This window comes from Actinomadura sp., assembly GCF_044508335.1.
In the GTDB taxonomy this organism is placed as follows: domain Bacteria; phylum Actinomycetota; class Actinomycetes; order Streptosporangiales; family Streptosporangiaceae; genus Spirillospora.
The window spans coordinates 17,790-41,142 of the sequence record NZ_JBIQHY010000041.1; the positions used below are offsets into that span (position 1 = coordinate 17,790).

The 23,353-nt window shown below is 73.8% G+C and carries 23 protein-coding genes; 8 read left to right on the plus strand and 15 right to left on the minus strand.

Going from position 1 to position 23,353, the window contains the following annotated elements; genetic code table 11:
- The 6 genes from pdxS to pgsA all read right to left on the minus strand — a co-directional run bounded on the left by pdxS (window position 1) and on the right by pgsA (window position 5,603).
- A complete protein-coding gene (gene pdxS / locus ACIWVC_RS16525) occupies window positions 1-924 on the minus strand; it encodes a pyridoxal 5'-phosphate synthase lyase subunit PdxS (RefSeq protein WP_396448463.1) in 924 nt (307 codons plus the stop codon).
- 133 nt (window positions 925-1,057) lie between these two features.
- The gene (locus tag ACIWVC_RS16530; protein ID WP_396454281.1) at window positions 1,058-2,092 is read right to left on the minus strand and encodes a DUF3048 domain-containing protein; all 1,035 of its coding nucleotides are present in this window, start codon (window positions 2,090-2,092) and stop codon (window positions 1,058-1,060) included.
- Between the two features lie 109 nt (window positions 2,093-2,201).
- Window positions 2,202-2,744 carry a hypothetical protein gene (locus tag ACIWVC_RS16535; protein WP_396448466.1) on the minus strand — a complete coding sequence of 181 codons (543 nt, stop codon included), beginning with the start codon at window positions 2,742-2,744 and terminating at the stop codon, window positions 2,202-2,204.
- Between the two features lie 11 nt (window positions 2,745-2,755).
- Window positions 2,756-3,913 (minus strand): glycosyltransferase family 4 protein, encoded by a 1,158-nt coding sequence (locus ACIWVC_RS16540; RefSeq protein WP_396448467.1) that lies wholly within the window; start codon window positions 3,911-3,913, stop codon window positions 2,756-2,758.
- 47 nt (window positions 3,914-3,960) lie between these two features.
- The gene (locus ACIWVC_RS16545) at window positions 3,961-4,914 is read right to left on the minus strand and encodes a phosphatidylinositol mannoside acyltransferase (RefSeq protein ID WP_396448468.1); all 954 of its coding nucleotides are present in this window, start codon (window positions 4,912-4,914) and stop codon (window positions 3,961-3,963) included.
- Entirely contained in the window at window positions 4,911-5,603 is a 693-nt protein-coding gene (gene pgsA, locus ACIWVC_RS16550) for a phosphatidylinositol phosphate synthase (protein ID WP_396454282.1), read from the minus strand. Before pgsA ends, ACIWVC_RS16545 begins: the two co-directional genes overlap by 4 nt.
- A gap of 304 nt (window positions 5,604-5,907) precedes the next feature.
- Here pgsA and ACIWVC_RS16555 point away from each other — a divergent pair, with 304 nt between their 5' ends.
- The 3 genes from ACIWVC_RS16555 (at window position 5,908) to ACIWVC_RS16565 (ending at window position 9,571) form a co-directional block, all read left to right on the plus strand.
- Window positions 5,908-8,076 carry an elongation factor G-like protein EF-G2 gene (locus ACIWVC_RS16555; RefSeq protein ID WP_396448471.1) on the plus strand — a complete coding sequence of 723 codons (2,169 nt, stop codon included), beginning with the start codon at window positions 5,908-5,910 and terminating at the stop codon, window positions 8,074-8,076.
- A 116-nt stretch (window positions 8,077-8,192) separates the two neighbouring features.
- A complete protein-coding gene (locus ACIWVC_RS16560) occupies window positions 8,193-8,648 on the plus strand; it encodes a hypothetical protein (protein ID WP_396448472.1) in 456 nt (151 codons plus the stop codon).
- Window positions 8,645-9,571: a hypothetical protein gene (locus ACIWVC_RS16565; protein ID WP_396448473.1), complete on the plus strand. Its 927-nt coding sequence runs from the start codon at window positions 8,645-8,647 to the stop codon at window positions 9,569-9,571. The genes ACIWVC_RS16560 and ACIWVC_RS16565 overlap by 4 nt, the downstream gene beginning before the upstream one ends.
- A gap of 35 nt (window positions 9,572-9,606) precedes the next feature.
- Here the strand turns inward: ACIWVC_RS16565 and ACIWVC_RS16570 are convergent, their stop codons facing one another.
- Together ACIWVC_RS16570 and ACIWVC_RS16575 are read right to left on the minus strand one after the other, a co-directional pair.
- Window positions 9,607-10,008 carry a thiol-disulfide oxidoreductase DCC family protein gene (locus ACIWVC_RS16570; RefSeq protein ID WP_396448474.1) on the minus strand — a complete coding sequence of 134 codons (402 nt, stop codon included), beginning with the start codon at window positions 10,006-10,008 and terminating at the stop codon, window positions 9,607-9,609.
- Complete coding sequence (locus ACIWVC_RS16575) at window positions 10,005-10,631, minus strand: HIT family protein (protein ID WP_396448475.1); 627 nt, start codon at window positions 10,629-10,631, stop codon at window positions 10,005-10,007. The genes ACIWVC_RS16570 and ACIWVC_RS16575 overlap by 4 nt, the downstream gene beginning before the upstream one ends.
- Window positions 10,632-10,797: 166 nt before the next feature.
- Between ACIWVC_RS16575 and ACIWVC_RS16580 the strand changes: the two genes are divergently transcribed.
- Window positions 10,798-11,379, plus strand: a complete 582-nt coding sequence (locus ACIWVC_RS16580) for an Asp23/Gls24 family envelope stress response protein (protein WP_396448476.1) — start codon at window positions 10,798-10,800, stop codon at window positions 11,377-11,379.
- Here ACIWVC_RS16580 and ACIWVC_RS16585 read toward each other — a convergent pair.
- The 4 genes from ACIWVC_RS16585 to ACIWVC_RS16600 all read right to left on the minus strand — a co-directional run bounded on the left by ACIWVC_RS16585 (window position 11,361) and on the right by ACIWVC_RS16600 (window position 16,524).
- A complete protein-coding gene (locus ACIWVC_RS16585; RefSeq protein WP_396448477.1) occupies window positions 11,361-11,969 on the minus strand; it encodes a hypothetical protein in 609 nt (202 codons plus the stop codon). The two genes, ACIWVC_RS16580 and ACIWVC_RS16585, sit on opposite strands and share 19 nt — an antisense overlap.
- 129 nt (window positions 11,970-12,098) lie before the next feature.
- Window positions 12,099-14,084, minus strand: a complete 1,986-nt coding sequence (gene thrS / locus ACIWVC_RS16590; protein WP_396448478.1) for a threonine--tRNA ligase — start codon at window positions 14,082-14,084, stop codon at window positions 12,099-12,101.
- 292 nt (window positions 14,085-14,376) lie between these two features.
- Window positions 14,377-15,840, minus strand: a complete 1,464-nt coding sequence (locus ACIWVC_RS16595; protein WP_396454283.1) for a sugar porter family MFS transporter — start codon at window positions 15,838-15,840, stop codon at window positions 14,377-14,379.
- 51 nt (window positions 15,841-15,891) lie between these two features.
- Window positions 15,892-16,524 carry a class I SAM-dependent methyltransferase gene (locus ACIWVC_RS16600; RefSeq protein ID WP_396448480.1) on the minus strand — a complete coding sequence of 211 codons (633 nt, stop codon included), beginning with the start codon at window positions 16,522-16,524 and terminating at the stop codon, window positions 15,892-15,894.
- 142 nt (window positions 16,525-16,666) lie between these two features.
- Between ACIWVC_RS16600 and ACIWVC_RS16605 the strand changes: the two genes are divergently transcribed.
- Window positions 16,667-17,920: a sensor histidine kinase gene (locus ACIWVC_RS16605; RefSeq protein WP_396448481.1), complete on the plus strand. Its 1,254-nt coding sequence runs from the start codon at window positions 16,667-16,669 to the stop codon at window positions 17,918-17,920.
- A gap of 24 nt (window positions 17,921-17,944) precedes the next feature.
- Window positions 17,945-18,619 carry a response regulator gene (locus ACIWVC_RS16610; RefSeq protein ID WP_396448482.1) on the plus strand — a complete coding sequence of 225 codons (675 nt, stop codon included), beginning with the start codon at window positions 17,945-17,947 and terminating at the stop codon, window positions 18,617-18,619.
- A 26-nt stretch (window positions 18,620-18,645) separates the two neighbouring features.
- Here the strand turns inward: ACIWVC_RS16610 and ACIWVC_RS16615 are convergent, their stop codons facing one another.
- Both ACIWVC_RS16615 and ACIWVC_RS16620 read right to left on the minus strand, forming a co-directional pair.
- Window positions 18,646-19,602, minus strand: coding sequence for a zinc-binding alcohol dehydrogenase family protein (locus ACIWVC_RS16615; protein ID WP_396448483.1), 957 nt, complete (start codon window positions 19,600-19,602; stop codon window positions 18,646-18,648).
- A 25-nt stretch (window positions 19,603-19,627) separates the two neighbouring features.
- Window positions 19,628-20,374 (minus strand): SDR family oxidoreductase, encoded by a 747-nt coding sequence (locus ACIWVC_RS16620; protein WP_396448484.1) that lies wholly within the window; start codon window positions 20,372-20,374, stop codon window positions 19,628-19,630.
- Between the two features lie 47 nt (window positions 20,375-20,421).
- Between ACIWVC_RS16620 and ACIWVC_RS16625 the strand changes: the two genes are divergently transcribed.
- Window positions 20,422-21,645, plus strand: a complete 1,224-nt coding sequence (locus ACIWVC_RS16625) for an acyl-CoA dehydrogenase family protein (RefSeq protein ID WP_396454284.1) — start codon at window positions 20,422-20,424, stop codon at window positions 21,643-21,645.
- The gene (locus ACIWVC_RS16630; RefSeq protein ID WP_396448486.1) at window positions 21,642-22,304 is read left to right on the plus strand and encodes a TetR/AcrR family transcriptional regulator; all 663 of its coding nucleotides are present in this window, start codon (window positions 21,642-21,644) and stop codon (window positions 22,302-22,304) included. Before ACIWVC_RS16625 ends, ACIWVC_RS16630 begins: the two co-directional genes overlap by 4 nt.
- Here the strand turns inward: ACIWVC_RS16630 and ACIWVC_RS16635 are convergent.
- A complete protein-coding gene (locus ACIWVC_RS16635) occupies window positions 22,301-23,338 on the minus strand; it encodes an ROK family transcriptional regulator (protein ID WP_396448487.1) in 1,038 nt (345 codons plus the stop codon). The two genes, ACIWVC_RS16630 and ACIWVC_RS16635, sit on opposite strands and share 4 nt — an antisense overlap.
- Window positions 23,339-23,353: the final 15 nt, after the last annotated feature.

The window sequence follows — 23,353 nt, forward strand, 5'->3', positions numbered from 1 at the left end:
CTACCAGCCGCGGCCCGCGAACTTCTGGTCCTCGCCGAGGGAGGCGGCGTTGATGCCGACCATGGCCTCGCCGAGCCCGCGGGACACCTTGGCGATCACGTCGGGGTCGTCGTGGAAGGTGGTGGCCTTCACGATGGCCTCGGCGCGCTGGGCCGGGTTGCCGGACTTGAAGATCCCGGAGCCGACGAAGACGCCCTCGGCGCCGAGCTGCATCATCATCGCCGCGTCGGCGGGCGTGGCGATGCCGCCGGCGGTGAACAGCACGACGGGCAGCTTGCCGGCCTGCGCGACCTCCTTGACCAGCTCGTAGGGGGCCTGGAGCTCCTTCGCGGCGACGTACAGCTCGTCCTCGGGCAGGTTCTGCAGCCGGCGGATCTCCTGCCGGATCTTCCGCATGTGCGTGGTCGCGTTCGAGACGTCGCCGGTGCCGGCCTCGCCCTTGGAGCGGATCATCGCCGCGCCCTCGGTGATCCGGCGCAGCGCCTCGCCGAGGCTGGTCGCGCCGCACACGAACGGGACGGTGAACGCCCACTTGTCGATGTGGTTGTCGTAGTCGGCCGGGGTGAGCACCTCGGACTCGTCGATGTAGTCGACGCCGAGGGCCTGCAGCACCTGGGCCTCGACGAAGTGGCCGATGCGGGCCTTGGCCATGACCGGGATGGAGACCGCGTTGATGATCCCGTCGATCATGTCGGGGTCGCTCATCCGGGAGATGCCGCCCTGGGCGCGGATGTCGGCGGGCACCCGCTCCAGGGCCATGACGGCGACGGCGCCCGCGTCTTCGGCGATCTTCGCCTGCTCGGGCGTGACGACGTCCATGATCACGCCGCCCTTGAGCATCTCCGCCATGCCGCGCTTGACGCGGGCGGTCCCGGTCTCGGGCGCTGCGTTGTCAGTGGCGGGAGTGGAAGTGGACACGGGCATTCCTCACGTGGACGGACGACAAATCACTTTCCATGATATTGCCTGCTCGTGCGACTGTTCGACCCGGCAGACCGTCAACGCGCACGGCCCGGCGCTTACAGAGTGACCGCCGCCGGGCCGTCCGGAACGCGGGTCAGGGCGTGTAGGGCTTGCCGTCGTTGACGAGCAGCACCCACACCTGGCCCGGCGCGAACGTCATCGGCTCGCCGTCGGCGGTGGTGAAGGTCGTCCCCTTCTTCTCGGAGGGCCGCGACCACTTGGCCTTGTAGGACTTGCCGTCCCGCAGGACGACGGCCCGGCCGGTGCCGGTGGTGTGGATCAGCGGCGTGTAGCTGCCGAGGAAGTCGTGGAACTTCGACCGGGTCGTCTTGGCGTACTGGATGACGATGGTCTTGCCGCCCAGCCGCCCGCCCTCGGCGGCGCGGTCGGGGCGGCCGCCCCAGCTGGCGAGCCACCGCTTCTCCTTGGCCGACCAGGTGAAGCCCATGGTCGCCGACGGCCACCGGGCGGTGAACGACCTGGTCGGCTTGCCGCCTTCGGGGGCGTCCCCGAACCGGAACCCGATGTCGCGCGGCTTCGCCGCCTTCGGCGCCCGTTTGAGCAGGTTCTTCGGGTTCGCGTACAGGTTGTAGGGGATGCGCCTGGTGCTGGACCTGAAGTACGCGCCGCCCCCGTTCTCCTGTGAGATGTCGTACACCGGCGCCCTGCGGATGTACTTCTTCATCTTGCTCTGCACGCCGGAGAACGCGAAGGCGGGCCGCCCGAACTGCGGCAGGATGTGCAGGTCCGAGATGCGGGCGCTGCGGACCGGCCCGACCCGCTTCGGCAGCTTGGACGAGTACACCGCCATGAGCCGGGTCTCGCCGCCCTCGACCTGCTCGACGTAGACGATGTCGGCGGCCTTCACGCCGCTCTGCGGCAGCGCCGGCCGGGTGTTCTCGATCTTGACGGCGAGGACGGGGTTGTCCAGCCCCTTCGTGCCGCCGTTGAACGGGTGCACGGCGGGCTCGGGCGTCTCGCTCGGCGACGGCGCCGGCGTGCTGCGCGGCGGCGGCGCGCTCTTCGGGCCGCCCGAGTCCGAGCAGGCCGGCAGGGCTGCGGCGCCGAGTACGACGACGAGCCCGGCTGCCGCGCGGCGCCGGACGGCGGTGCCCCTTGCGGATCGCACGATGTACCCCTCCCATGGACGGTCTGCCAGAGAGTAGCGAACGTGATCGGATGCGCCCGCCCCGTCCGGGGATACGGATCCGGCCCCGGCTGTGATCGATATCGGCGGATCAGATGGCCGGCGGGTCGTCGTCGATCTCGAAGAAGTCCGGCAGCGGGGCGCGCCCGGCGAGCGGCAGGATCCGGATCAGCGGCTTGCGGCGCGCGATCCGCGCCTGGGAGACGGCGTCGTTGTAGAAGCGGCGGGCATAGGCGACCTTCGCGGCGGCCGACGACAGCTCGTCCAGTACCTCGGCGCCGTCGCCCGCGCCGCGGGCGGTGATGGTGGCGGCGAACTCGGGCTGGTCGACGACCGCGCGCAGCGCCCGGGACAGGTCGCTCTCGGCGAACTCGCGGCGCTCGGCGTCGGCGGTGCGCGCCTCGTGCGCGGCGGTCGCCAGCACCAGGCTGGTGGCCGGGTCCAGCAGCCGGGAGGCGGCCAGCTCCAGCGCGGCGGCGGCCCGCCGGACGAGCGCGGCGTCCAGCGCGGCGCGGGCGGTCTCGACGCGGACGTGCAGCCGGTCGAGCCGGGTCGCGCGCCACGACACGTACACGCCGATCAGGAAGACGACGGCGATCCAGAACAGGACGTCGATGATCCAGTCGTAGGACATCCGGCGCGCTCCTACAGCCCGAGGCCGGACTCGACGACGCCGGCGCCGCCGTCCGTGACCGTCTCGTACACCCTCAGCACCTCGCGCGCGACGGCCGACCAGTCGTAGGCGCGGACGGCGGCGCGGGCCTCCGCGGACAGCTGCTTGCGCCGCGGCGGGTCGTCCAGCAGCTCTCCGGCGGCCGCGGCGAGCGCCTCGTGGTCGCCGACCGGGAACAGCGCCCCGGCGCGCCCGCCGAGCAGCACCCGGTCGAACGCCTCGATGTCGCTGGCGAGGATCGGCGCGCCCGCCGACATCGCCTCGGCGAGCACGATGCCGAAGCTCTCGCCGCCGAGGTTCGGCGCGACGAAGACGTCCACCGAGTGGTAGGCGCGGACCTTGTCCTCCTCGCTGACCATGCCGAGGACGACGACGCGGTCGCGCAGCTCGGGCGAGACCCGGCCGATCACGTCGTCGGCGTCGCCCGGCCCGGCGAGCAGCAGCCGCAGCCCGGGGCGGCGGCGGCCGAGGATCTCGAAGGCGCGCAGCAGCACCGGCAGGCCCTTGCGCGGCTCGTCCATCCGGCCGAGGAACCCGAGCGCCCCGCCGTCGCCGCGCGGCGCCTCGGCGCGGCCGCGCCAGCCGGGCAGCGGCTCGGCCATCGCGTAGCGCTCGGTCGCGACGCCGTTCGGGATCAGCACGGCGTCGCCGCCGAGGTGCTCGACGAGCGTGGTGCGGGCCGCCTCCGACACCGCGATCCGGCCGGTGATCTTCTCCAGGGCGCTCTGCAGGATCGGCGCGGTGACCGACAGCGCCCGCGACTTCTCGTAGGACGCGTGGAAGGTGCCCACGATCGGCCCGTCCGCCGCCCAGCAGGCCAGCAGCCCGAGGGAGGGCGCGGCGGGCTCGTGGACGTGCAGGACGTCGAAGCCGCCCTCGCGGATCCACCGCCGGACCCGCCCGGCCGACAGGAACCCGAACGCCAGCCGCGCCACCGACCCGTTGTAGGGCACGGGGACGGCGCGCCCGGCCGACACGACGTAGGGCGGCAGCTCGGCGTCGTCGTCGGCCGGGGTGATCACCGACACGTCGTGGCCGAACCCGATCAGCGCCTCGGCGAGGTCGCCGATGTGCCGCTGCACGCCGCCCGGGACGTCCCACGTGTACGGGCAGACGATTCCGATCCTCATCGCGGGGTCCTCATCGCCCGGTCCTCATCGCCCTCATCGCGCGGCGCTCATCCCCGGCCGCCCGCCCGGTCGTCCGCCCCGTCGCCGTCCAGGTCGTCCACCCAGACCTTCTGCAGCATGTGCCAGTCCTCGGGGTGCGCGGCGATGCCCTCCTCGAACGCGCGCGCGAGCTCCTGGGTCATGGCCTGGATCTTCTCCTGTCTGCCGCCCTCGTCCGGTACCGGTATCTCCTCGTGGACGCGCGCCGCCCAGTACTCCCCCTCATACCAGAGTGTCACGGGAATGAGGGCGGCGCCGGTCTGGATCGCGAGCGCGGCGGAGACGGCGGGCATCCGGGCGGTGGCGCCGAAGAACTCGACGTCGATCCCGCTCTCGGTCAGGTCGCGGTCGACGACGAGGCACACCGGCCGCCCGGCGCGGAGCCGCTGCGCCATCCGCCCGAACGCCGAGGCGCCCCGGTGGGGCAGGACCTCCATGCCGAGGCTCTCGCGGAACTCCACGAACCGGTCGAACAGCGACGCCGGCTCCAGCCGCTCGGCGACGGTGGTGAACGGGTACCCGCAGTGCACCAGCCACGCGCCCGCGTGCTCGTAGTTGCCCATGTGGGGCAGCGCCAGGATCACGCCGCGCCCGGCTTCGAGGTTGGTGAAGATCTTCTTCTCGCCGGTCACGCGCATCCGGCCGAGGATCCGCGCCCGGTCGTACTCGGGGAGCCGGAACACCTCCAGCCAGTAGCGCAGGTAGGAGCGCAGCACCTTCTTGCTGAGGATGCGGACCTCGTCGTCGACCTCGTCCTTGCCGAGGACGCGGCACAGGTTCTTCTCCAGCTGCCGCACCCCGGAGCCGTAGCGGTGCCAGGTGCGGTCGGCGAGGGCGGTGAAGACCAGCCGCGCGACGCTCTCGGGCATCTTGCGGACGACCGTCCAGCCGAGGGCGTAGACGGCGTCGGTCACCTCATCGCGGAGCGACGGCGGGTCGCCTCCGCGGCGGGGCGTGGTCATGGCCGCGGCTCCGGCGTCCTCTCCGCCCCGTTCTCCGCCCCGTTCTCCTCCCCGTTCTCCTCACCGGTCCCGTCCTGCTTCCCGGCCCGGTCGGCGGCGCTCGCCTGGGCGTACACCGCGGCGAACCGCTGCCCGACCGTGACGGTGCTGAGCGCGGCGAGCGCCCACAGCGCCACCGCGAGGATGTAGGGGACGCCGAGGCCGTCGAACCCGGCGGCGACCAGCGCGACGATGAGGCGCTCCGCGCGCTCGGCGATGCCCACGTTGCAGGTGTACCCGAGCCCTTCGGCGCGGGCCTTGGCGTACGACACCACGACGCCGGAGACCAGGCAGTACAGCGCGACCCCGGCGAGGGGCTCCTGGCCGTCCCGGTACAGCCCGATCATCAGCCCGGCGAAGATCGCGGCGTCGGCGACCCGGTCCATGGTGGAGTCCAGGAAGGCGCCGAACTTGGAGATCTTGCCGGTGACCCGGGCGACCGCGCCGTCCAGCATGTCGAACAGCACGAACGCGGTGATGACCATCGTGCCCCAGAAGAACTCGCCGCGGGTGAACAGGACGAGCGCGCCGGCGGCGACGCCGACCGTGCCGATGACGGTGATCGCGTTGGGCGAGACCCCGGTCCGCGCGACCGCCTGTCCGACGGGGGTGAGGACGCGCCCCAGCGCGGGCCTGATCTTGTTGAGCATCGCCGTCCGTTCTCTGTCGCTCCGCCGCCCCGTGACCGGGCGCGCCCATCGTAGTGCGGCCGGGGCGCGCACGCGGCCGCGGCGGGTTTGGGACGGCGGCCGCCCGGACAGATCACGGTTGAATGCCGTTCCCCCCTTGTGGTCCCGGCCGTACCGGGCAAGGGTGGTGGTACGGGTGTGACGTCGGTCACGCGCGATTGGACGAGGTCGGACGCCGCACTCGGACGTCGGGGCCGGGCCCGCACGGGCCGGGCCCAAGCCGCACGCGGGCCTCCGCGCGGAGACCCGTCCGAGGAGGTAAGTCATGGCGGACAAGGGAGGCCACCCGGGAGCCCCCGGCAGGGCACCGGAGGCCGGCGGGTGCGACAAGGTGCGCAACGTCGCGCTGGTCGGCCATTCTGGGGCCGGCAAGACCACGCTCGTCGAGGCGCTGCTCGCCGCGACGGGCACCGTGCAGCGGGCGGGCAAGGTCGAGGACGGCACCACGGTCAGCGACTTCGACGAGGTCGAGGTGCGCCAGCAGCGCTCGGTGAACCTCTCGCTCGCGCCGCTGACGCACGGCGACGTCAAGGTCAATCTCATCGACACGCCCGGCTACGCCGACTTCGTCGGCGACCTGCGGGCCGGGCTCCGCGCCGCCGACGCGGCGCTGTTCGTGATCTCCGCGGTGGACGGCATCGACGGCCTCACCCGCATGCTGTGGGAGGAGTGCGCGGCGGTGCGGATGCCCCGCGCGGTCGTCATCACCAAGATCGACCAGCAGCGCGGCGACTTCGACGACGTCGTCATGACCTGCCAGGACGTGTTCGGCGAGGGCGTCGCCCCGCTGTACTTCCCGGCGGCCGGGGAGGACGGGCTCAAGGGCCTGATCGGGCTGCTGTCGCAGCGCTGCCTCGACTACTCCAGCGGCGAGCGCGTGGAGTGCCAGCCCGACCCGGAGTACCTGGAGCAGATCGCCGAGCAGCGCGCGTCGCTGATCGAGGGCATCATCCAGGAGAGCGAGGACGAGACCCTCATGGACAGGTACCTGTCCGGTGAGGACATCGACGTCAAGGCCCTCATCGAGGACCTGGAGACCGCGGTGGCGCGCGGCAGCTTCTACCCCGTGCTCGCGACCTCGGTGCCGCACGGCGACCACCCCGGCCCGGTCATCGGAATGCTGGAGCTGCTGGAGGTCATCACCCAGGCGTTCCCCTCGCCCCTCGAACACGGCATCCCCCCGGTGACGGCGGTGACCGGCGGGCCGCCGAAGGAGATCACCTGCGACCCGGACGGCCCGCTGGTCGCCGAGGTCGTCAAGACCACGTCCGACCCGTACGTCGGGCGGATCTCGCTGGTGCGGGTGTTCTCCGGGACGCTGCGTCCCGACACCACGGTGCACGTGTCCGGGCACGGCATGGCCGACCGCGGGCACGAGGACCACGACGTCGACGAGCGGGTCGGCGCGCTGACCTCCCCGCTGGGCAAGACCCAGCGGACGATGTCGTCCTGCCCCGCGGGCGACATCTGCGCGGTGGCGAAGCTGAGCCGCGCCGAAACGGGCGACACCCTGTCCGACCCCGGCTCGCCGATGGTGATGGCGCCGTGGTCGATGCCCGACCCGCTGCTGCCGGTGGCGATCCGGGCGCGGTCGAAGGCCGACGACGACAAGCTCAGCCAGGCGCTCGGCCGGCTCGTCGCCGAGGACCCGACCCTGCGGCTGGAGAACAACGCCGAGACGCGGCAACTGGTGCTGTGGTGCATGGGCGAGGCCCACGCCGACGTGCTGATCGACCGGCTCAAGAGCCGGTACGGCGTCGAGGTCGACCGGGTCGACCTGCGCGTCCCGCTGCGCGAGACGTTCGGCGCGGCGGCCAAGGGCCTCGGCCGGCACGTCAAGCAGAGCGGCGGGCACGGCCAGTACGGCATCTGCCACATCGAGGTCGAGCCGCTGCCGTCCGGCGAGGGCTTCGAGTTCGTCGACAAGATCGTCGGAGGGGTGGTGCCGCGGCAGTTCATCCCGTCGGTGGAGAAGGGCGTCCGGCAGCAGATGGCGCGCGGCGTGTCCGCCGGGTACCCGCTGGTCGACATCAGGGTGACGCTGTACGACGGCAAGGCGCACTCGGTCGACTCGTCCGACATGGCGTTCCAGGCGGCCGGGGCGCTCGCCCTGAAGGACGCGGCGGCCAAGGTGCCGATCCTGCTGCTGGAGCCCGTCGACGTGGTGGAGGTGCTCATCGCCGACGAGTACGTGGGGCCGATCATGTCCGACCTCACCTCGCGGCGCGGCCGGGTGCTCGGCTCCCAGGCGGTGCCGGGCGGCCGCACGATGATCAAGGCGGAGGTGCCGCAGCTGGAGATCGTCCGCTACGCGATCGACCTGCGGTCGATGTCGCAGGGCACCGGCACGTTCAGCCGCACGTTCCTGCGCTACGAGCCGCTCCCGACGCACCTGGCCGACAAGGTCGCCGCCGAGTCGCGGGACGACGGCTGACAGAGGCCGCTGACAGAGGCCGCTGAGAGAGGCCGCTGAGAGACGGCCGGCAGCGGCCGCCGCCGCGCGCCCCGGGCCCCGCCCGCTCCCGCCGGGCGGGGCTCTAGGCTTGCCGCGTGGATCTTCCTGCCCTCCGCCTCGGGCCGCGCGCGCGGCTCTGGCGGTCACTCGCGGGCACCGCGGTCGTCGGCGCCCTGTTCTACACGAGCGCGTACGGGAGCAACGACGACTTCCCGCTCGGGCCGATGACGCAGTTCGCGTTCTCGGTGAAGAACGACGGCGGGGTGATCGGCTCCTACTGGCTGGAGGCCGACACCGCGGCGGGCACGCACGTGAAGCTGTCCTTCGACGCGGTCGGGACGGGCATGAAGCGCGCCGAGATCGAGGGGCAGATGCCGCGCATCGTCCGCGACCCCTCGCTGCTGCAGGGCATCGCCGACGCGCAGCGCAGGCTCCACCCCGGGCAGCCCCGGTTCACCCGGATCTACGTCGTGCGGGAGATCAGGAAGCTGGAGCACGGCAAGGTCGTGTCGACCTCGCGGCAGAACCGCGTCGTCTGGGACGTGCGGTGACGGCCGCCGCGACGCCGGAGGCGCCCCGCCCCGTCCGGCCGGCCGGGGACGCGCCCGGACCGGCCCGCACGGCGTGGGACCGCTGGTGGTTCGGGCCCGTCCCGCTCGCCCGGATCGCCTGGCTGCGCGTCATCGGGTACGTGTTCCTGCCGTTCGACATGCTGCTGCTCACCAGCAGCTCGCTGGCGCACGCGCGGCTGCCCGCCGACCTGTACCGGCCGGTGCTGCTCGGCCGGCTGCTGCACCTGCCCGCCCCCACTCCGTGGTCCATGTACACGCTGCTCGTGGTGACGATCGCCGCCGGGCTCGTCGCCATGACCGGCCGGGTGCTGCCCCGCGCGAGCGGCTACCTCGCCGCCTGCGGGTACCTGTGGTGGGTCACGATCAGCATGTCGTACGGCAAGGTCGACCACGACCACCTCGCCCTCGTCGTGGCGCTGTTCGTGCTGCCGAGCGCCGGGCGCGCCGGCCTCGGCGACACGCGGCGCTGCGAGGCGTCGGCGTGGTCGGTGCGCTGCGTCCAGCTCGGGGTGGTCGCGGCCTACTTCCTGTCCGCGTGGGCGAAGGTGCGCATCGGCGGGTTCCCGGCGTGGCCGAACGGCTCGACCGTCCAGTGGGCGCTGAGCCGCCGCGGGACGCCGCTCGGGCGCGCCCTCATCGACTACCCGGCGGCGCTGAAGGCCAGCCAGTGGATCATGTTCGCCGCGGAGGCGGCGTCCCCGGCGCTGCTGTTCCTGCGCGGCCGGCCGCTGTACGCGGCGGTGCTGTTCTTCGCCGGCTTCCACGCCGTCACCTACGCGCTGATGACGATCCACTTCCTGCCGCACGCGATCTGGCTCGCGGCGTTCCTGCCGCTGGAGCGGCTGACCCGGTTCCTGCCCGCGCGCCTGCGCGGCGGGACGGCGCGGGAGGCCGCGGCCTGAACCGGGCCGGCCCCGGCGCGGCCGGCCCGCCCCGGTCAGCCGCCGGCGCCGGGCCGCCGGTCGGCGGGCAGCATGCACGCCGCCGTCCCGCCCGGCATCCGGTGCCGGTTGGCGGCCACCAGCCGGTACACGCCGTGCGCGAGCCAGCTCACCGGCGGGATCCGCATGACGGTTCCGGGCACCCGCCACAGGCCGCCGGCGGCCGTCAGCATCCGCCCGATGGCCTCCGCGCCGCCGCTGACCCGCCCCGCCCGGTCGATCCACAGCACCTCGTACTGGGCGCGCTCCGCGGTGGTGCCGAGCGCGTCGAGGTCGGCGAACTGGAACGCGACGACCGCGGCCCGGACGGGCACGTGCCGTTCCAGGAACCGCACCGAGGACGTGCAGAACCCGCAGTCGCCGTCGTAGACCAGCACCGGCCTGGCGGGGCCGCTCATGAGACCGGCCACGCCTCGGCGAGCATCTGGCGGGTGTCGCGCAGCAGCTGCGGCAGCACCCGGGTGTGCCCGACGACCGGCATGAAGTTGGTGTCGCCGCCCCAGCGCGGGACGACGTGCTGGTGCAGGTGCGCCGCGATGCCGGCGCCGGCGACGAGGCCGAGGTTCATGCCGACGTTGAACCCCTGCGCCCCGGTGGCCTTGCGGAGCGCGGTGAGCGAGCGCCGGGTGAACACGGCCAGTTCCACGTACTCCGGCTCGTCGAGCTCGGTGTAGTCGGCGACGTGCCGGTACGGGACGACCATCAGGTGCCCGGAGTTGTACGGGTAGAGGTTCAGCACCGCGTACACCGACTCGCCCCGGGCCACGACGAGGCCCTCCTCGTCGGTCATCTTCGGGATCTCGCAGAACGGGCAGCCGTCGCCGGAGCCCGCGCCCGTCGGCTTGCCCTCCCCCTTGATGTAGGCCATCCGGTGCGGTGTCCAGAGCCGCTGGAAATTGTCTGGCGTGCCCGCGCCGCCTCTCTCCTCCTCGAAGCGGGGCGTGTGCGCGTTCCCGGTGCCGCCCCGGGGCGCGTCGTCGCGCTCCTGCTGCACCACGGACTCCTCCGGCTCTGCGGTCAAGGCGGTGGTCTCCTTTGTTCACGACCTGACCAGCAGCATAGAGAGGGAAGCGGCCCGGGCTGTAGCCGGGATCCCACTCGCCGGACGCTCCAGAGGCCCGCCCCCGCATGGCGTTCCGGGGCCGACTCCGACACCATGGTCACCAACCGAACCATGGGGAGCGATCATGACCGGGCCCGACAGGCGGCAGACCGAGGACGGCGGGCCGAGGACGGACCCGGGATCCATGCCCTATTTCCCGGGGATGCCGGGGCGGCACGGAGCGAACCCGCCGAAGGAGGCGCCCCTCCCGGCCCCGCCCGCGCCGGCCCCGCCCGCGCCGGCGGCGTCCGAGGCCCGCGGCGGGCCCGCCGCGGGCAAGTCCGGCGCGGTGCCGATGACGCTGCAGGGCGCCCCCGGCGACGTCACCGTGGCGGTGGAGGGCCGCATCGTCATCGAGGACGCGGTGCTGGAGAAGATCGCCTCGCTGGCCGCGGCGGAGGTGGGCGGGGTCGCGGGCCCCGCACCGGCCGGTACCCGCGTCGCGGTGGACGAGGAAGGCGGCGAGGTCACGGTCGACCTGTCCATCGCGGTCGCCTACGGCAGCGTGGTCAAGGACGTGGCGCAGGCCGTGCAGCAGAACGTGGCGCGGGTGGCGGGGCTGATGCTCGGGATGCGGGTCGCCGCGGTCAACGTGTCCGTCCAGGACGTCCTCATGCCCGCCGCGCCCCGGCCGCGGGAGGCCCCGGGTCAGACGGCGCGCGCGTAGCAGCTCTGCATGCCGCCGCCGACCGACACGGTGGTGACCTTGACGCGCTCGACCTGGCGCGGCGGGACGCCGGTGAAGTGGAAGGTGTGCGGCCTGCCGCCCTTGGCGCTCGCCTGCTGCGACTTGGGCGACGCCCCCTGCAGGACGAGTTCGGCCCGGATCAGGCCGCTCGCGGAGACGGTGACGAGGACGTCCACGCCGGTCGCCGTGGCGCGGTAGAACGCCGTGCCGTTCGGGCACCAGTCGAGGGACCCGCCGCCGCCCGGCTGCGGGATCTGCGGGCCGCCGCCCTGCCCGCCGGACCCGCCGGTCGCGCCGCCCGGGTACGGGCTGCCGCCGCCGTTCTGCTGCGGCACCGGGTTGGTCGGCGTCGCCGGGAGCACCGCGCCGCCGGGCGCCCCGGGCGGCGCGGAGGCGGCCGGGCCCGCCGGCCCCTGGGCGCCCGCCGTGCCCTTCTTCCCGTCGTCCATCAGCGGCATGAGCAGCACGATCACGGCGGCGGCGACGAGCAGCAGGGTGCCGCCGTAGCCGGCGATCCGGCCCCAGAGCCGGGCCCTCCGGCCACGCCGCGCGGGCCTCCTGGTCTTCATCTCCGCTGACTCCCCGTCGTGGCACGTGATCGATGAGGCTACCAACTCCGGGCGGCGCCCACCCCGCCGTCCGCCGCGCCGGGCAGGCGGGCGGGCGGCCGGGCCTGGGGCGCCGGGATCGCGGGGGCGTCAGATCTGCACGCGCGCCTCGACGGCCTTGACGATCTCGTCGACCGCGTCGTCGATCGGGACGCCGTTCTTCTGCTCGCCGGTGCGGTACCGGAACGACACGGCGTCCTTGGCCACGTCGTCGTCGCCCGCCAGCAGCATGTACGGGATCTTCTGCTTCTGCGCGTTGCGGATCTTCTTCTGCATCCGGTCGGCGGAGGCGTCGACCTCGGCGCGGATCCCCCGCTCGCGCAGCCTCGCCGCGACCTTCTCCAGGTGCGGGACGTGCGCGTCGCCGATCGGGATGCCGACCGCCTGCACCGGCGACAGCCACGGCGGCATCGCGCCCGCGTAGTGCTCGACCAGCACGCCGAGGAAGCGCTCGACCGACCCGAACAGCGCGCGGTGGATCATCGCGGGGGTCTGCCGGGTGCCGTCGGCGGCCTGGTACTCCAGGCCGAACCGCTTGGGCTGGTTGAAGTCGAGCTGGATGGTGGACAGCTGCCAGGTGCGGCCGATCGCGTCCTTGGCCTGGACGGAGATCTTCGGCCCGTAGAACGCCGCGCCGCCCGGGTCGTCCACGAGGTCGAGGCCGGACTCCTCGGCCGCCTGGCGCAGCGCCTCGGTGGCCTCCGCCCAGTCGGCCGCGTCGCCGATGAACTTGTCGGAGTCGTCGCGGGTGGACAGCTCCAGGTAGAACTCGGAGAGGCCGAAGTCGCGCAGGACGCTGAGCACGAAGCTCAGCAGCGACTTGATCTCCTCGCCCATCTGCTCCTTGGTGGTGTAGATGTGCGCGTCGTCCTGGGTCATGCCGCGCACGCGGGTGAGCCCGTGCACCACGCCCGACTTCTCGTACCGGTACACCGAGCCGAACTCGCAGAGCCGCAGCGGCAGCTCCCGGTAGGACCGCCCGCGCGCCCGGAAGATCAGGTTGTGCATCGGGCAGTTCATCGGCTTGACGCGGTACTCGACCTCGTCGACCTCGAAGGGCGGGAACATGTCCTCGCCGTAGTACGGCAGGTGGCCGGAGATCTCGAACAGCGACGACTTGGTGATGTGCGGGGTGTTGACGAACTCGTAGCCGGCCTCCTGCTGCCGGCGGCGCATGTAGTCCTCCATCTCCTTGCGGATGATGCCGCCCTTGGGATGGAAGACCGGCAGGCCGCTGCCCAGCTCCGGCGGGAAGGAGAACAGGTCGAGCTCGGCGCCGAGCCGGCGGTGGTCGCGCTTCTCGGCCTCCTCCAGGAACTTCAGGTACTCGTCCTGCTTCTCGCGGGACTCCCACGCGGTGCCGTAGATCCGCTGCAGCTGCGGGTTCTTCTCGCTGCCGCGCCAGTACGCGCCGCCCGAGCGCATCAGCTTGAACGCCGGGATGACGCGGGTGGACGGCAGGTGCGGGCCGCGGCACAGGTCCTTCCAGCGCAGCTCGCCGGACTTGGCGTCGAGGTTGTCGTAGATGGTCAGCTCCCCGGCGCCCACCTCGACGTTCGCGCCGTCCGCGGCGTCCTCGACCGGACCGGAGCCCTTCAGCCCGATCAGCTCCAGCTTGTAGGGCTCGTCGGCCAGCTCGGCGCGCGCGTCGTCGTCGGAGACGGGGCGCCGGGAGAACCGCTGGCCCTGCTTGACGATCTCGCGCATCCGCTTCTCGATGCGCTTGAGGTCGTCGGGGGTGAACGGCTCGGCGACGTCGAAGTCGTAGTAGAACCCGTTCTCCACCGGCGGGCCGATGCCGAGCTTGGCCTCGGGGAACAGCTCCTGCACGGCCTGCGCCATCACGTGCGCGGCCGAGTGCCGCATGATCGCCCGGCCGTCGTCGGAGCCGATCTCGACCGGCTCGACTGCGTCGCCGTCGCGCAGCTCGCGGGCGAGGTCGCACAGCTCCCCGTTGACCCGCGCGGCGATCACGGTGCGGCCGTCGGCGTCCAGGGCCTCGCCCGCGGTGGTGCCCGCCGGTACCGCCCGCTCGCCGCCGTCGAGTCTGATGCGCAGTTCGGGCACGGTGGACACGGGTACTCCTCGCGATGGTGGTCTGGGATCAGCGGGTTCCGATGCTATCGACTCGGGGCCGGCCCCGGACGCATCCGGCTCCATCGGGTGCTCCTCTCGTCGGGGAGGACCCGCGGCGATCTCCGGAAAGCGGAAGGGCCCCGGGGATCGCTCCCGGGGCCCTTCCGCGTGCAATGTCAGGACATGCCGCCGTCGCGCCGGGAGTGACCCGGCGTGGTCGTCTGGACGGACGCGTGCGGCATGCCACCACTGTAACCGAGCGGGGCACGCCCCCGCACCCGGTTACGCGCCGTCACGCGCGCGCCCGCGGGGCGGCGAGCCGGTCCATGTCCTCCAGCTCGCGGCCCTTCGTCTCGGGGACGGCGCGCAGCACGAACAGGAACGCGAGGACGGAGAACGCCGTGTAGAGGCCGTAGGCGAGGAGGAGGGAGAACCCCGAGATGCCGGGGAAGGTGGTGGTGATCACCCAGTTCGCCACCCACTGCGCGGCGGCCGCGACGGCGAGCGCGGAGGCGCGGATGAAGTTGTTGAACATCTCGCCCAGCATCACCCAGACGACCGGCCCCCAGGTCGCCGCGAACGAGGCGACGAACACGTTGGCCGCGACGAGCGCGACGGGCCCGGCGACGTCGCCGAGGTCCGGCTCCCCGTCCACCACGGGCGCGGTGCCGAAGCAGGCCGCGAGGGTGCCGAGGGAGACCGCCATGCCGGCGGCGCCGGCGAGCAGCAGCGGGCGCCGCCCGATCCGGTCCACCAGCGCGATCGCGACCAGCGTGAACGCCACGTTCACCAGCGAGTTGATCACCGAGGTGAACATCGCGTCGCTCTCGGAGAACCCGACCGCCTGCCACAGCGAGGACGAGTAGTAGAAGATCACGTTGATGCCGACGAACTGCTGGAAGACCGACAGCAGGATGCCGACCCAGACGATGGGCAGCAGGCCGAACCGGTTCCCGCGCAGGTCCCCCAGCCGGACGGGCCGGTCCTCGGCGATCGACCGGACGATCTCCTTGATCTTGGCGTCCACGTCGCCGCGGCCCATGACCCGCCGCAGCACCCGGCGGGCTTCGGCCGTCCGGCGCCGCTTGACCAGGTAGCGCGGCGACTCGGGGATGGTCAGCGCGACGGCCCCGTACAGGACGGCGGGCACGGCGGCGCTGGCGAACATCCAGCGCCACGCGTCCCCGCCCCACGGGAACGTCCCGGAGGCGCCGCCGTCGGATACCCGGGCGATGACGTAGTCGACGACGAGGGCCGCGAAGATGCCGAGGACGATCGCCATCTGCTGCAGCGAGCCGAGCCGGCCGCGCACGGCGGCGGGCGCGATCTCGGCGATGTAGGCGGGCGCGATCACCGACGCGGCGCCGATGGCGAGGCCGCCGACCAGCCGCCAGGCGGTCAGGTCGGCGGCGCTGAAGGCCAGCGCCGAGCCCATCGAGCTGACCACGAAGAGCACCCCGGCGATGAGCATCACCCGGACACGGCCGATCCGGTCGCCGATCGGCCCGGCGAACCAGGCGCCGGCGGCGCAGCCGAGCAGCGCGGACGACACCACGAGGCCGACGACGAAGCCGCTCAGGTCGAACCGCCCCTTGATCGCGTCGACGGCCCCGTTGATCACCGAGGAGTCGTAGCCGAACAGGAAGCCGCCGAGGGCCGCCGCGGCGGCGAGCAGCACCGCGGTGGCGGTGGCGTGCGAGGGGCGGTCCCGCTCCGGGTCGTCCGATGGCCGAGGCCGGCTGCCCGAGGTCGTCATGGGCCCTGATCTTCCCCGGCAGGAGGACCTTATGCGGGATGCCGGGCGGCCTCAGTCGCGGACGGCGACGCCCAGGACGTGCGGCGAGGCCGGGTTGCCCCGCCCGGGGACGGGGAAGTCGAAGCGCCGCTCGGTCCGCACGGTGAAGCCCGCGCCGGCGATCCATTCGCCCGTCGGGCGGGACACGTGGCAGCCGGCGGCGAAGAACGGCCACAGCACGTCGGCGAACCGCTGGAACCGCACCTTCCCCGGCGTCGTCCCCCGCACGTGCTCGTAGTAGCGCAGTTCGCCGCCCGGTTTGAGGACGCGCCTCAGCTCGGACAGGGCGCGGACGGGATCGCGCACCGAGCACAGCACGAGCGACGCCACCGCGACGTCGAACGAGGCGTCGTCCAGGTCGAGGTCCTCGGCGACGCCGGGGCGCACCGTGACGCTCACGGGCGCGCGGCGGGCGGCGTGGTCGGCCTTGGCGCGCAGCCGCGGCTCGGGTTCGACGGCGACGACCTCGGTGACCTCCGGCGGGTAGTGCGCGAAGTTGGCCCCGTGCCCGGCGCCCACCTCCAGCGCGCGGCCGGACGCCCCGGCGAGCAGCTCGGCGCGGTGCGCGTCCCCGCCCGCCCTCGCGCAGCCGGCGTCCAGCCGCGGATAGAGCCGGGCGAAGATCGGATGGCTCAGGTCGGTCATCCCCGCAGTCTCCGCCGCCGCCCGGGCCACCGCAAGATCGCCGCGCGATCGCGCTGCCCAGGGGTGATACCCGAGGACCGGGTCGGATCTCCCTCCTCCGGGTCAGGCGGACGGCGCCCCGGGGTTCTAGGCTCCGAGTCAAATGAACGATCCCGAACGCTCCGCGGCGGTCCGCCGCACCCGGCTGCTCGCCGGCGTGCGCTCCGCCCTGCTGCCCGGCGGGGACGGCCCGCCGGTCACCCTGCTGCCCGGGCGCCTGCTGCTGCGCGTGCCGATCCTGGTGCTGCTGGCCGGGTTGACGATCGGCTTCACCGCGGGGTCCATCGCCATCCCGATCGAGCAGTACCACGTGGCGTCCGGGCTGGCGTGGCCGCTCGGCGTGCTGCAGGCGACCCCGCTGATCTTCGCGGCCCGCTGGCCGCTCGCCGCCTGGCGGGTCGCGGCGGCCGGGCTGCTGCTCACGGTGTTCGCCCGGCACGGCGAGGGCTTCATGCCGTGGCCGGTCACCGCGATCCTGGCGCTGGTCGTCATCCTGTTCTTCACCGGCGTCGGCGCGGACCGGCAGACGACCGTCGGGGTCGGCGCGGTCACCGTCGTCGGCGTGTTCCTGCCCGCCGTGCTGTTCGGCATGCCCGGCTGGTTCGCCATGATCCTCACGGGGATCGCGGCGGTCGCGCTGACGTTCGGCGACGCGGTCGGCGGGCGGCACTCCGCGGTGGAGGAGCTGCGCCGCCGCGAGGAGCAGCACCGGCAGGACCTGGCCCGGCAGGCGGTGCTGGAGGAGCGCGCCCGCATCGCCCGCGAGCTGCACGACGTGGTCGCGCACCACATGTCGGTGATCGCGATGCAGGCGGAGGCGGCCCCCTACAAGATCCCCGACCTGCCGGAGGCGGCCCGGCAGACGTTCGGGGTGGTGCGGGACGCGGCACGCGAGGCGCTCACCGAGACGCGCCGCGTGGTGGGGCTGCTGCGCGCCGACGGCGAGGGCGCCGAGCGGGCCCCGCAGCCGGGCCTGGACCGGCTGGACGACCTGGTCGCCGCCGCGCGCCGCTCCGGGCTCTCGGTCGCCACCGCCGTGGTCGGCGTGCCGCGCCCGCTGAACGCCGGGGTGGACCTGTCGGCGTACCGGATCGTGCAGGAGTCGCTGAGCAACGCGTCCCGGTACGCGCCGGGCTCCCGCGTCCACGTCGAGGTGAGGTACGGGCCGGATGCGCTGGCGGTGTCGGTCACCGACGACGGCGCCCGCAGCACGCCCGAGGAGTCGCAGGGCGGCGGGCACGGCCTGGTCGGGATGCGCGAGCGCGTCACGATGCTCGGCGGCCGCCTGGACGCCGGCCCGCACGGCGCCGCCGGCTGGTCGGTGGCGGCGGAGTTGCCCTACGGGGACGCGGACTGATCTTCGCCGCCGTAGGGTGGCGTCGTGACGATTCGGGTGCTGATCGCCGACGACCAGGTGATGATCCGCGACGGGCTCGCGGCGCTGCTGTCCTCCGACCCGGAGATCGAGGTCGTCGGGCAGGCGGGCAACGGCCGCGAGGCCGTGGAGATGAGCCGCCGGCTCGACCCGGACGTGATCGTGATGGACATCCGGATGCCGGAGATGGACGGCCTCGCCGCCACCGCCGAGCTGGCCGGCGCCCCCGACCCGGACGCCGACCCGGCCGGGGCGCGGCCGAAGGTGCTCGTCCTCACCACGTTCGACCTGGACGAGTACGTCTACGAGGCGCTCGGCGCGGGCGCCAGCGGGTTCCTGCTGAAGGACGCCTCGGCGGCCGACCTGGTGAACGGGGTGCGGGTCGTGGCGGCGGGCGACGCGCTGCTCGCCCCGTCCATCACCCGGCGGCTGATCGGCGACTTCGCGCGCCGCCGCCGGCACCAGCGGCCGAGCCCGCAGGCGACCGCCGGGCTGACGCCGCGCGAGCTGGACGTGCTGCGGCTCATGGCGCGCGGCCTGTCCAACGCCGAGATCGCCGCCGAGCTGGTGCTGGCCGAGCAGACGATCAAGACGCACGTGGGGCACGTGCTGACCAAGCTCGGGCTGCGCGACCGCACCCAGGCCGTCGTGTACGCCTACGAGAACGGCCTGGTCGGCTAGCCGGACGGGGCCGGCCGCCGCGCCGGCTAGCGGGACGGGTCGAGGACGAGCTTGCCGGTGGTGCGGCGCGCCCGCAGGTCCTCGTGCGCGCGCCCGGCCTCGGTGAGCCCGTACTCGCCGCCGCCGATCACCCGGAGCCGGCCGGCGGCGGCCAGGCCGAACAGCTCGTCCAGCGCGGTGCGCATCACGTCGCCGGGGAGCCGGAAGACGTGCGGCAGCCACATGCCGGAGATCGTGGTGGAGTGCGCCATCAGCGCGGCCGGCCGGACGGGCGACGGCTCCCGCCTGGACGCCATCCCGTAGAACGCGAGCCGGCCGAACGGCGCGAGGGCGCGCAGGCTCTGGTCGGTGACGGCGCCGCCCGTCATCTCCAGGACGATGTCGACCCGCCTGCCGCCGTTCGCGTCGATCAGCGCGGCCTGGAGGTCGGGCTCGTTCGCGTCGACCGCGGCGTCGGCGCCGAGGTCGAGGGCGAGGTCGCGCTTCTCCTCGGACGAGGCGGTGGCGATGACCCGCCCGGCGCCCCAGGTCTTGGCGAGCTGGACGGCCAGCGTCCCGACCCCGCCGGCGGCGGCGTGCACGACGACCGATTCGCCCGGCGCCAGGTGCGCGTTCCGGCGCAGCAGCACCCACGCGGACGCGCCCTGCACGATCATGCCGAGCGCGGTGACGTCGTCGACGGCGGCGGGGACGTCCCAGGCCAGCGCCTCGGGGGCCACGGCCTTCTCGGCGTAGCCGCCGGTGCCGACGAGCGCGACGACGCGGCGGCCGTCCGCGGTGGTGCCGACGACCTCGCCGCCCGGCACCATCGGCAGCGTGGACGCCGACAGGTAGCTGTTCTCGGCCTGGTGGGTGTCGGCGTAGTTGACGCCGGCCCGCGACACGTCGATGAGGAGCTGACCGGGCCCGGCGGACGGGTCGGGCAGCTCGGCGACGTTGAGGACCTCGGGCCCGCCGAACTCGGTGATCTGGATCGCGCGCAATGTCCCTCCTCCGGGTCTCGGCGGCTCAGCGGGGGCCCGGGACGCCGCGGAACTTGAACGGCTCGGACGGGCGGCCGGGCACCACGTACCAGGCCTCGCCCGCGCCGCCGGCCTCCAGGATCCGCATGAACGCCTCGACGACGTCGCCGACGTCCAGGATCGGGAAGCCGGTCTCCTGCAGATGCCCCTTGAGCGGGGCGAGGATGTCGGTGTCGGCGAACGAGGGGCACAGGGCGTTCACCCGGATGCCCTCGTCGGCGTACGTCGGCCCGAGGGCGCGGACGAGACCGACGACGGCCGCCTTGTTCGCGCCGTACACGGGGTCGAACGGCGTCGCGGTGAGCGCCGCCATGCTGGCGGTGGCGATGATGTCGCCGCCCCCGCGGGCGCGCAGCGCGGGCAGCGCGGCGTGCGCGCCGAACACGACGCCGTCGAAGTTGACGCCCATGGCCCGGCGGTAGGCCGCGAGGTCGAAGTCGTCGCCCACTCCCCCGCCGCCGGCGACGCCGGCGTTGAGGAACGCGACGTCCAGGCCGCCGAAGCGCTCGACGGCGGTCGCGACGGCGGCCTCGCTGTCGGCGGGCTCGCGCACGTCGCAGCGGACGAACGCGCCGTCCAGCTCCTTCGCGAGCGCGTCCCCGGCCTCGGCGTCGACGTCGGCGAGGACGACCCGGGCGCCCTCGCGGGCGAGCCGGCGCGCCACCGCGGCCCCGATCCCGTTGGATCCGCCCGTGATCAGCGCGACCTTTCCGGTGCCGTCGAAGGCTGCCATGGGGGACTCCCTCCCGAAGTAACTGACTCGTCAGTTACTCTAGCGGAATGGACTTCGGTTTGAGCGAGCGGGCCCGGGAGTACCTCGGGCGGCTCCAGGAATTCATGGACTCCCACGTCTACCCGGCCGAGCCGGTCTACGCGGCCCAGCGGGCGGAGCTGCGCGCGGCCGGCCGCGAGCACCACGTCCCGCAGGTCGTCGAGGAGCTCAAGGTCGAGGCCCGCAAGCGCGGCCTGTGGAACCTGTTCCTCCCCGACAGCGACGATCCGGCGCACGGCCTGTCGGTCACCGACTACGCCCCCCTCGCCGAGCTGACGGGACGCTCCCCGAGCCTCGCGCCGGAGGCGACCAACTGCGCGGCGCCCGACACCGGGAACATGGAGGTCCTGCACCTGTTCGGCACGCCCGAGCAGAAGGAGAAGTGGCTGCGCCCGCTGCTGAACGGCGAGATCCGCAGCGCCTTCGCGATGACGGAGCCGGACGTCGCCAGCTCCGACGCCACCAACATCTCCACCCAGATCGAGCGGGACGGCGACCACTACGTGATCAACGGCCGCAAGTGGTGGACCAGCGGCTCCGCCGACCCGCGCTGCAAGATCATGATCGTGATGGGCAAGACCGACCCGGACGGGCACCCCTACCGGCAGCAGTCGATGGTCCTGGTGCCGCTGGACGCGCCCGGCGTGGAGGTCGTCCGGTCGCTGCCCGTCTTCGGCTACCAGGACCAGCACGGCCACTGCGAGATCACCTTCACCGACGTCCGCGTCCCGGTGGAGAACCTCGTCGGCGAGGAGGGCGGCGGCTTCGCGATCGCGCAGGCGCGGCTCGGCCCCGGCCGCATCCACCACTGCATGCGCGCGATCGGGATGGCCGAGCGGGCGCTGGAGCTGATGTGCGAGCGCGCGGTGTCGCGCGTGGCGTTCGGCGGCCCGCTGGCCAAGCAGGGCGTCGTCCGCCAGCAGATCGCCGAGTCGCGGATGGCGATCGAGCAGGCCCGGCTGCTCACCCTGAAGGCCGCCTGGATGATCGACCAGCACGGCGTGCAGGCGGCCCGGTCCGAGGTCGCGGCGATCAAGGTGGTCGCGCCGCGCGTCGCGCTGGAGGTCGTCGACCGGGCGATCCAGGTGCACGGCGGCGCCGGGGTCAGCGCCGACACCCCGCTCGCCGCGATGTGGGCGGGCCTGCGCACGCTGCGCCTCGCCGACGGGCCGGACGAGGTGCACGTGCGCTCGGTGGCCCGCGCCGAGCTGGGCAAGTACCTCGGCACATGACGAGTGACACGGGGGAGGCGGGCGTGCGGCGGCGGATGCCGTACGCCCGGCGGCGCGAGCAGCTGCTGCAGGTCGCGCTGGAGGAGTTCGGCCGCCGCGGCTACCACCTGACGCAGATGGAGCACGTGGCCGCGGCGGCGCGGGTGTCCAAGGCGCTGCTCTACCAGCACTTCGCGTCCAAGGAGGAGCTGTTCGCCGAGGTCACCGAGGCGATCGTCGCCGAGCTCACCGCACGGCTGAACGAGGCGGTGCTCGCCGCGCACGGCTCGGCGGACGGCATCCGGGCGATGATCCGGGTGCTGTTCGACTACGCCACCGCGGAGCCGGACGCGTGGGCGGTGGTCGTCCGGCACCTGGACAAGCCGGAGGTGGGCCTGGAGCTGCGGGAGCTGCGCGACCGGCTCGGCACCGCGTTCGCCGACCTGCTGCTGCGCCGCCGCCGCGCCGACCCGGCGCTGTCCCCGGCCGCGCTGGAGGTCAACGAGCGGCGCGCCCGGCTGCTCGTCCCGCTGATGTACGGGTCGATGCTGTCGATGGTGTCGTGGTGGCTGGAGCACCCCGACACCCCGCGCGAGCGCGCCGAGCAGATGGCGGTGGAGTTCATCTGGCTCGGCCTCGACCGCCTCCGCACGGGCGAGCGCCTGCCCAAGGACTCCTAGCCGGAGAAGGACTCGTAGCCGAACACGTCGTCGCGGACGAGGTCGAGGGCGGTCAGCACGGCGCCGCGCAGCACCGCGTCGCCCTCGACGCGGCTCGCCCGCACCTCGGCCGCGGCCGGGCTGAGCGGGCCGAGCCGGTCCGCGACCAGCCCGGCGAGCCGGTCGCCGCCCGCGCGGCCGAGCGCGCCGCCGAGCACGACGAGCCCGGGGTCGAGCACGGCGACGAGCACGAACACCGCCTCGGCGATCCGCGCGGCGACCGTCTCACTGCCGAGGCCGGCCACGGCGGCCGCGTCCAGCAACCGGCAGAAGTCGGCGCCGCCGAACTTCAGCAGCCCCACCTCGCCGGCGCCGCCGGACGCGCCGCGCCGCAGCCGCCCGTCCAGGACGAGCGCGCCGCCGACGCCGTCGTCCAGCCACAGCAGCGCGAAGTCGTCGCTGCCCGCCGCGGCGCCCTCCCGGTGCTCGGCGATGGCGCCGAGGTTGACCTCGTTCTCCAGCCGCACCCGCGTGCCGAGCGCGTCCCGGAGCGCCGCGCCGAGGTCGGGCCGCCCGCCGGGGACGCCGCTGCCGGTCACCGCTCCGGTGCGCGGGTCGACGAGCCCGGGGGTGCCGAGCACGACGGTGTGCAGGGCGCGGCCGCCGGCGGCCTCGCCGACCGCCCCGGCGACGAGCGCGGCCAGGTCAGGGTCCGGCGGCAGCGGGCGCGACGCGCTCCCGGTCTCGCCGCCGGCGAGGTCGGCGACGGCGACGTGGACGGCGTCGCGGCGCAGGTCGACGCCGGCGACGTGGGCGCGCCCGGAGACCAGGCCGTAGAGCCGGGCGTTCGGGCCCCGCCGGTCGCTGCCGGTCTCCCCCACGATCTCGATCAGCCCGCCCGCGCGCAGCCGCTCGAGCAGGTCGGACACCGTCGGCCGGGACAGCCCGGTCAGCGCGCGCAGCTGCGGCGCGGTCAGCGGGCCGCGTTCGAGCAGCAGGTCGAGCGCGAGCCGGTCGTTGATCGCGCGGGCCATCGTCGGGTCGGCGGTCTTCACGGCCCACATATTAGT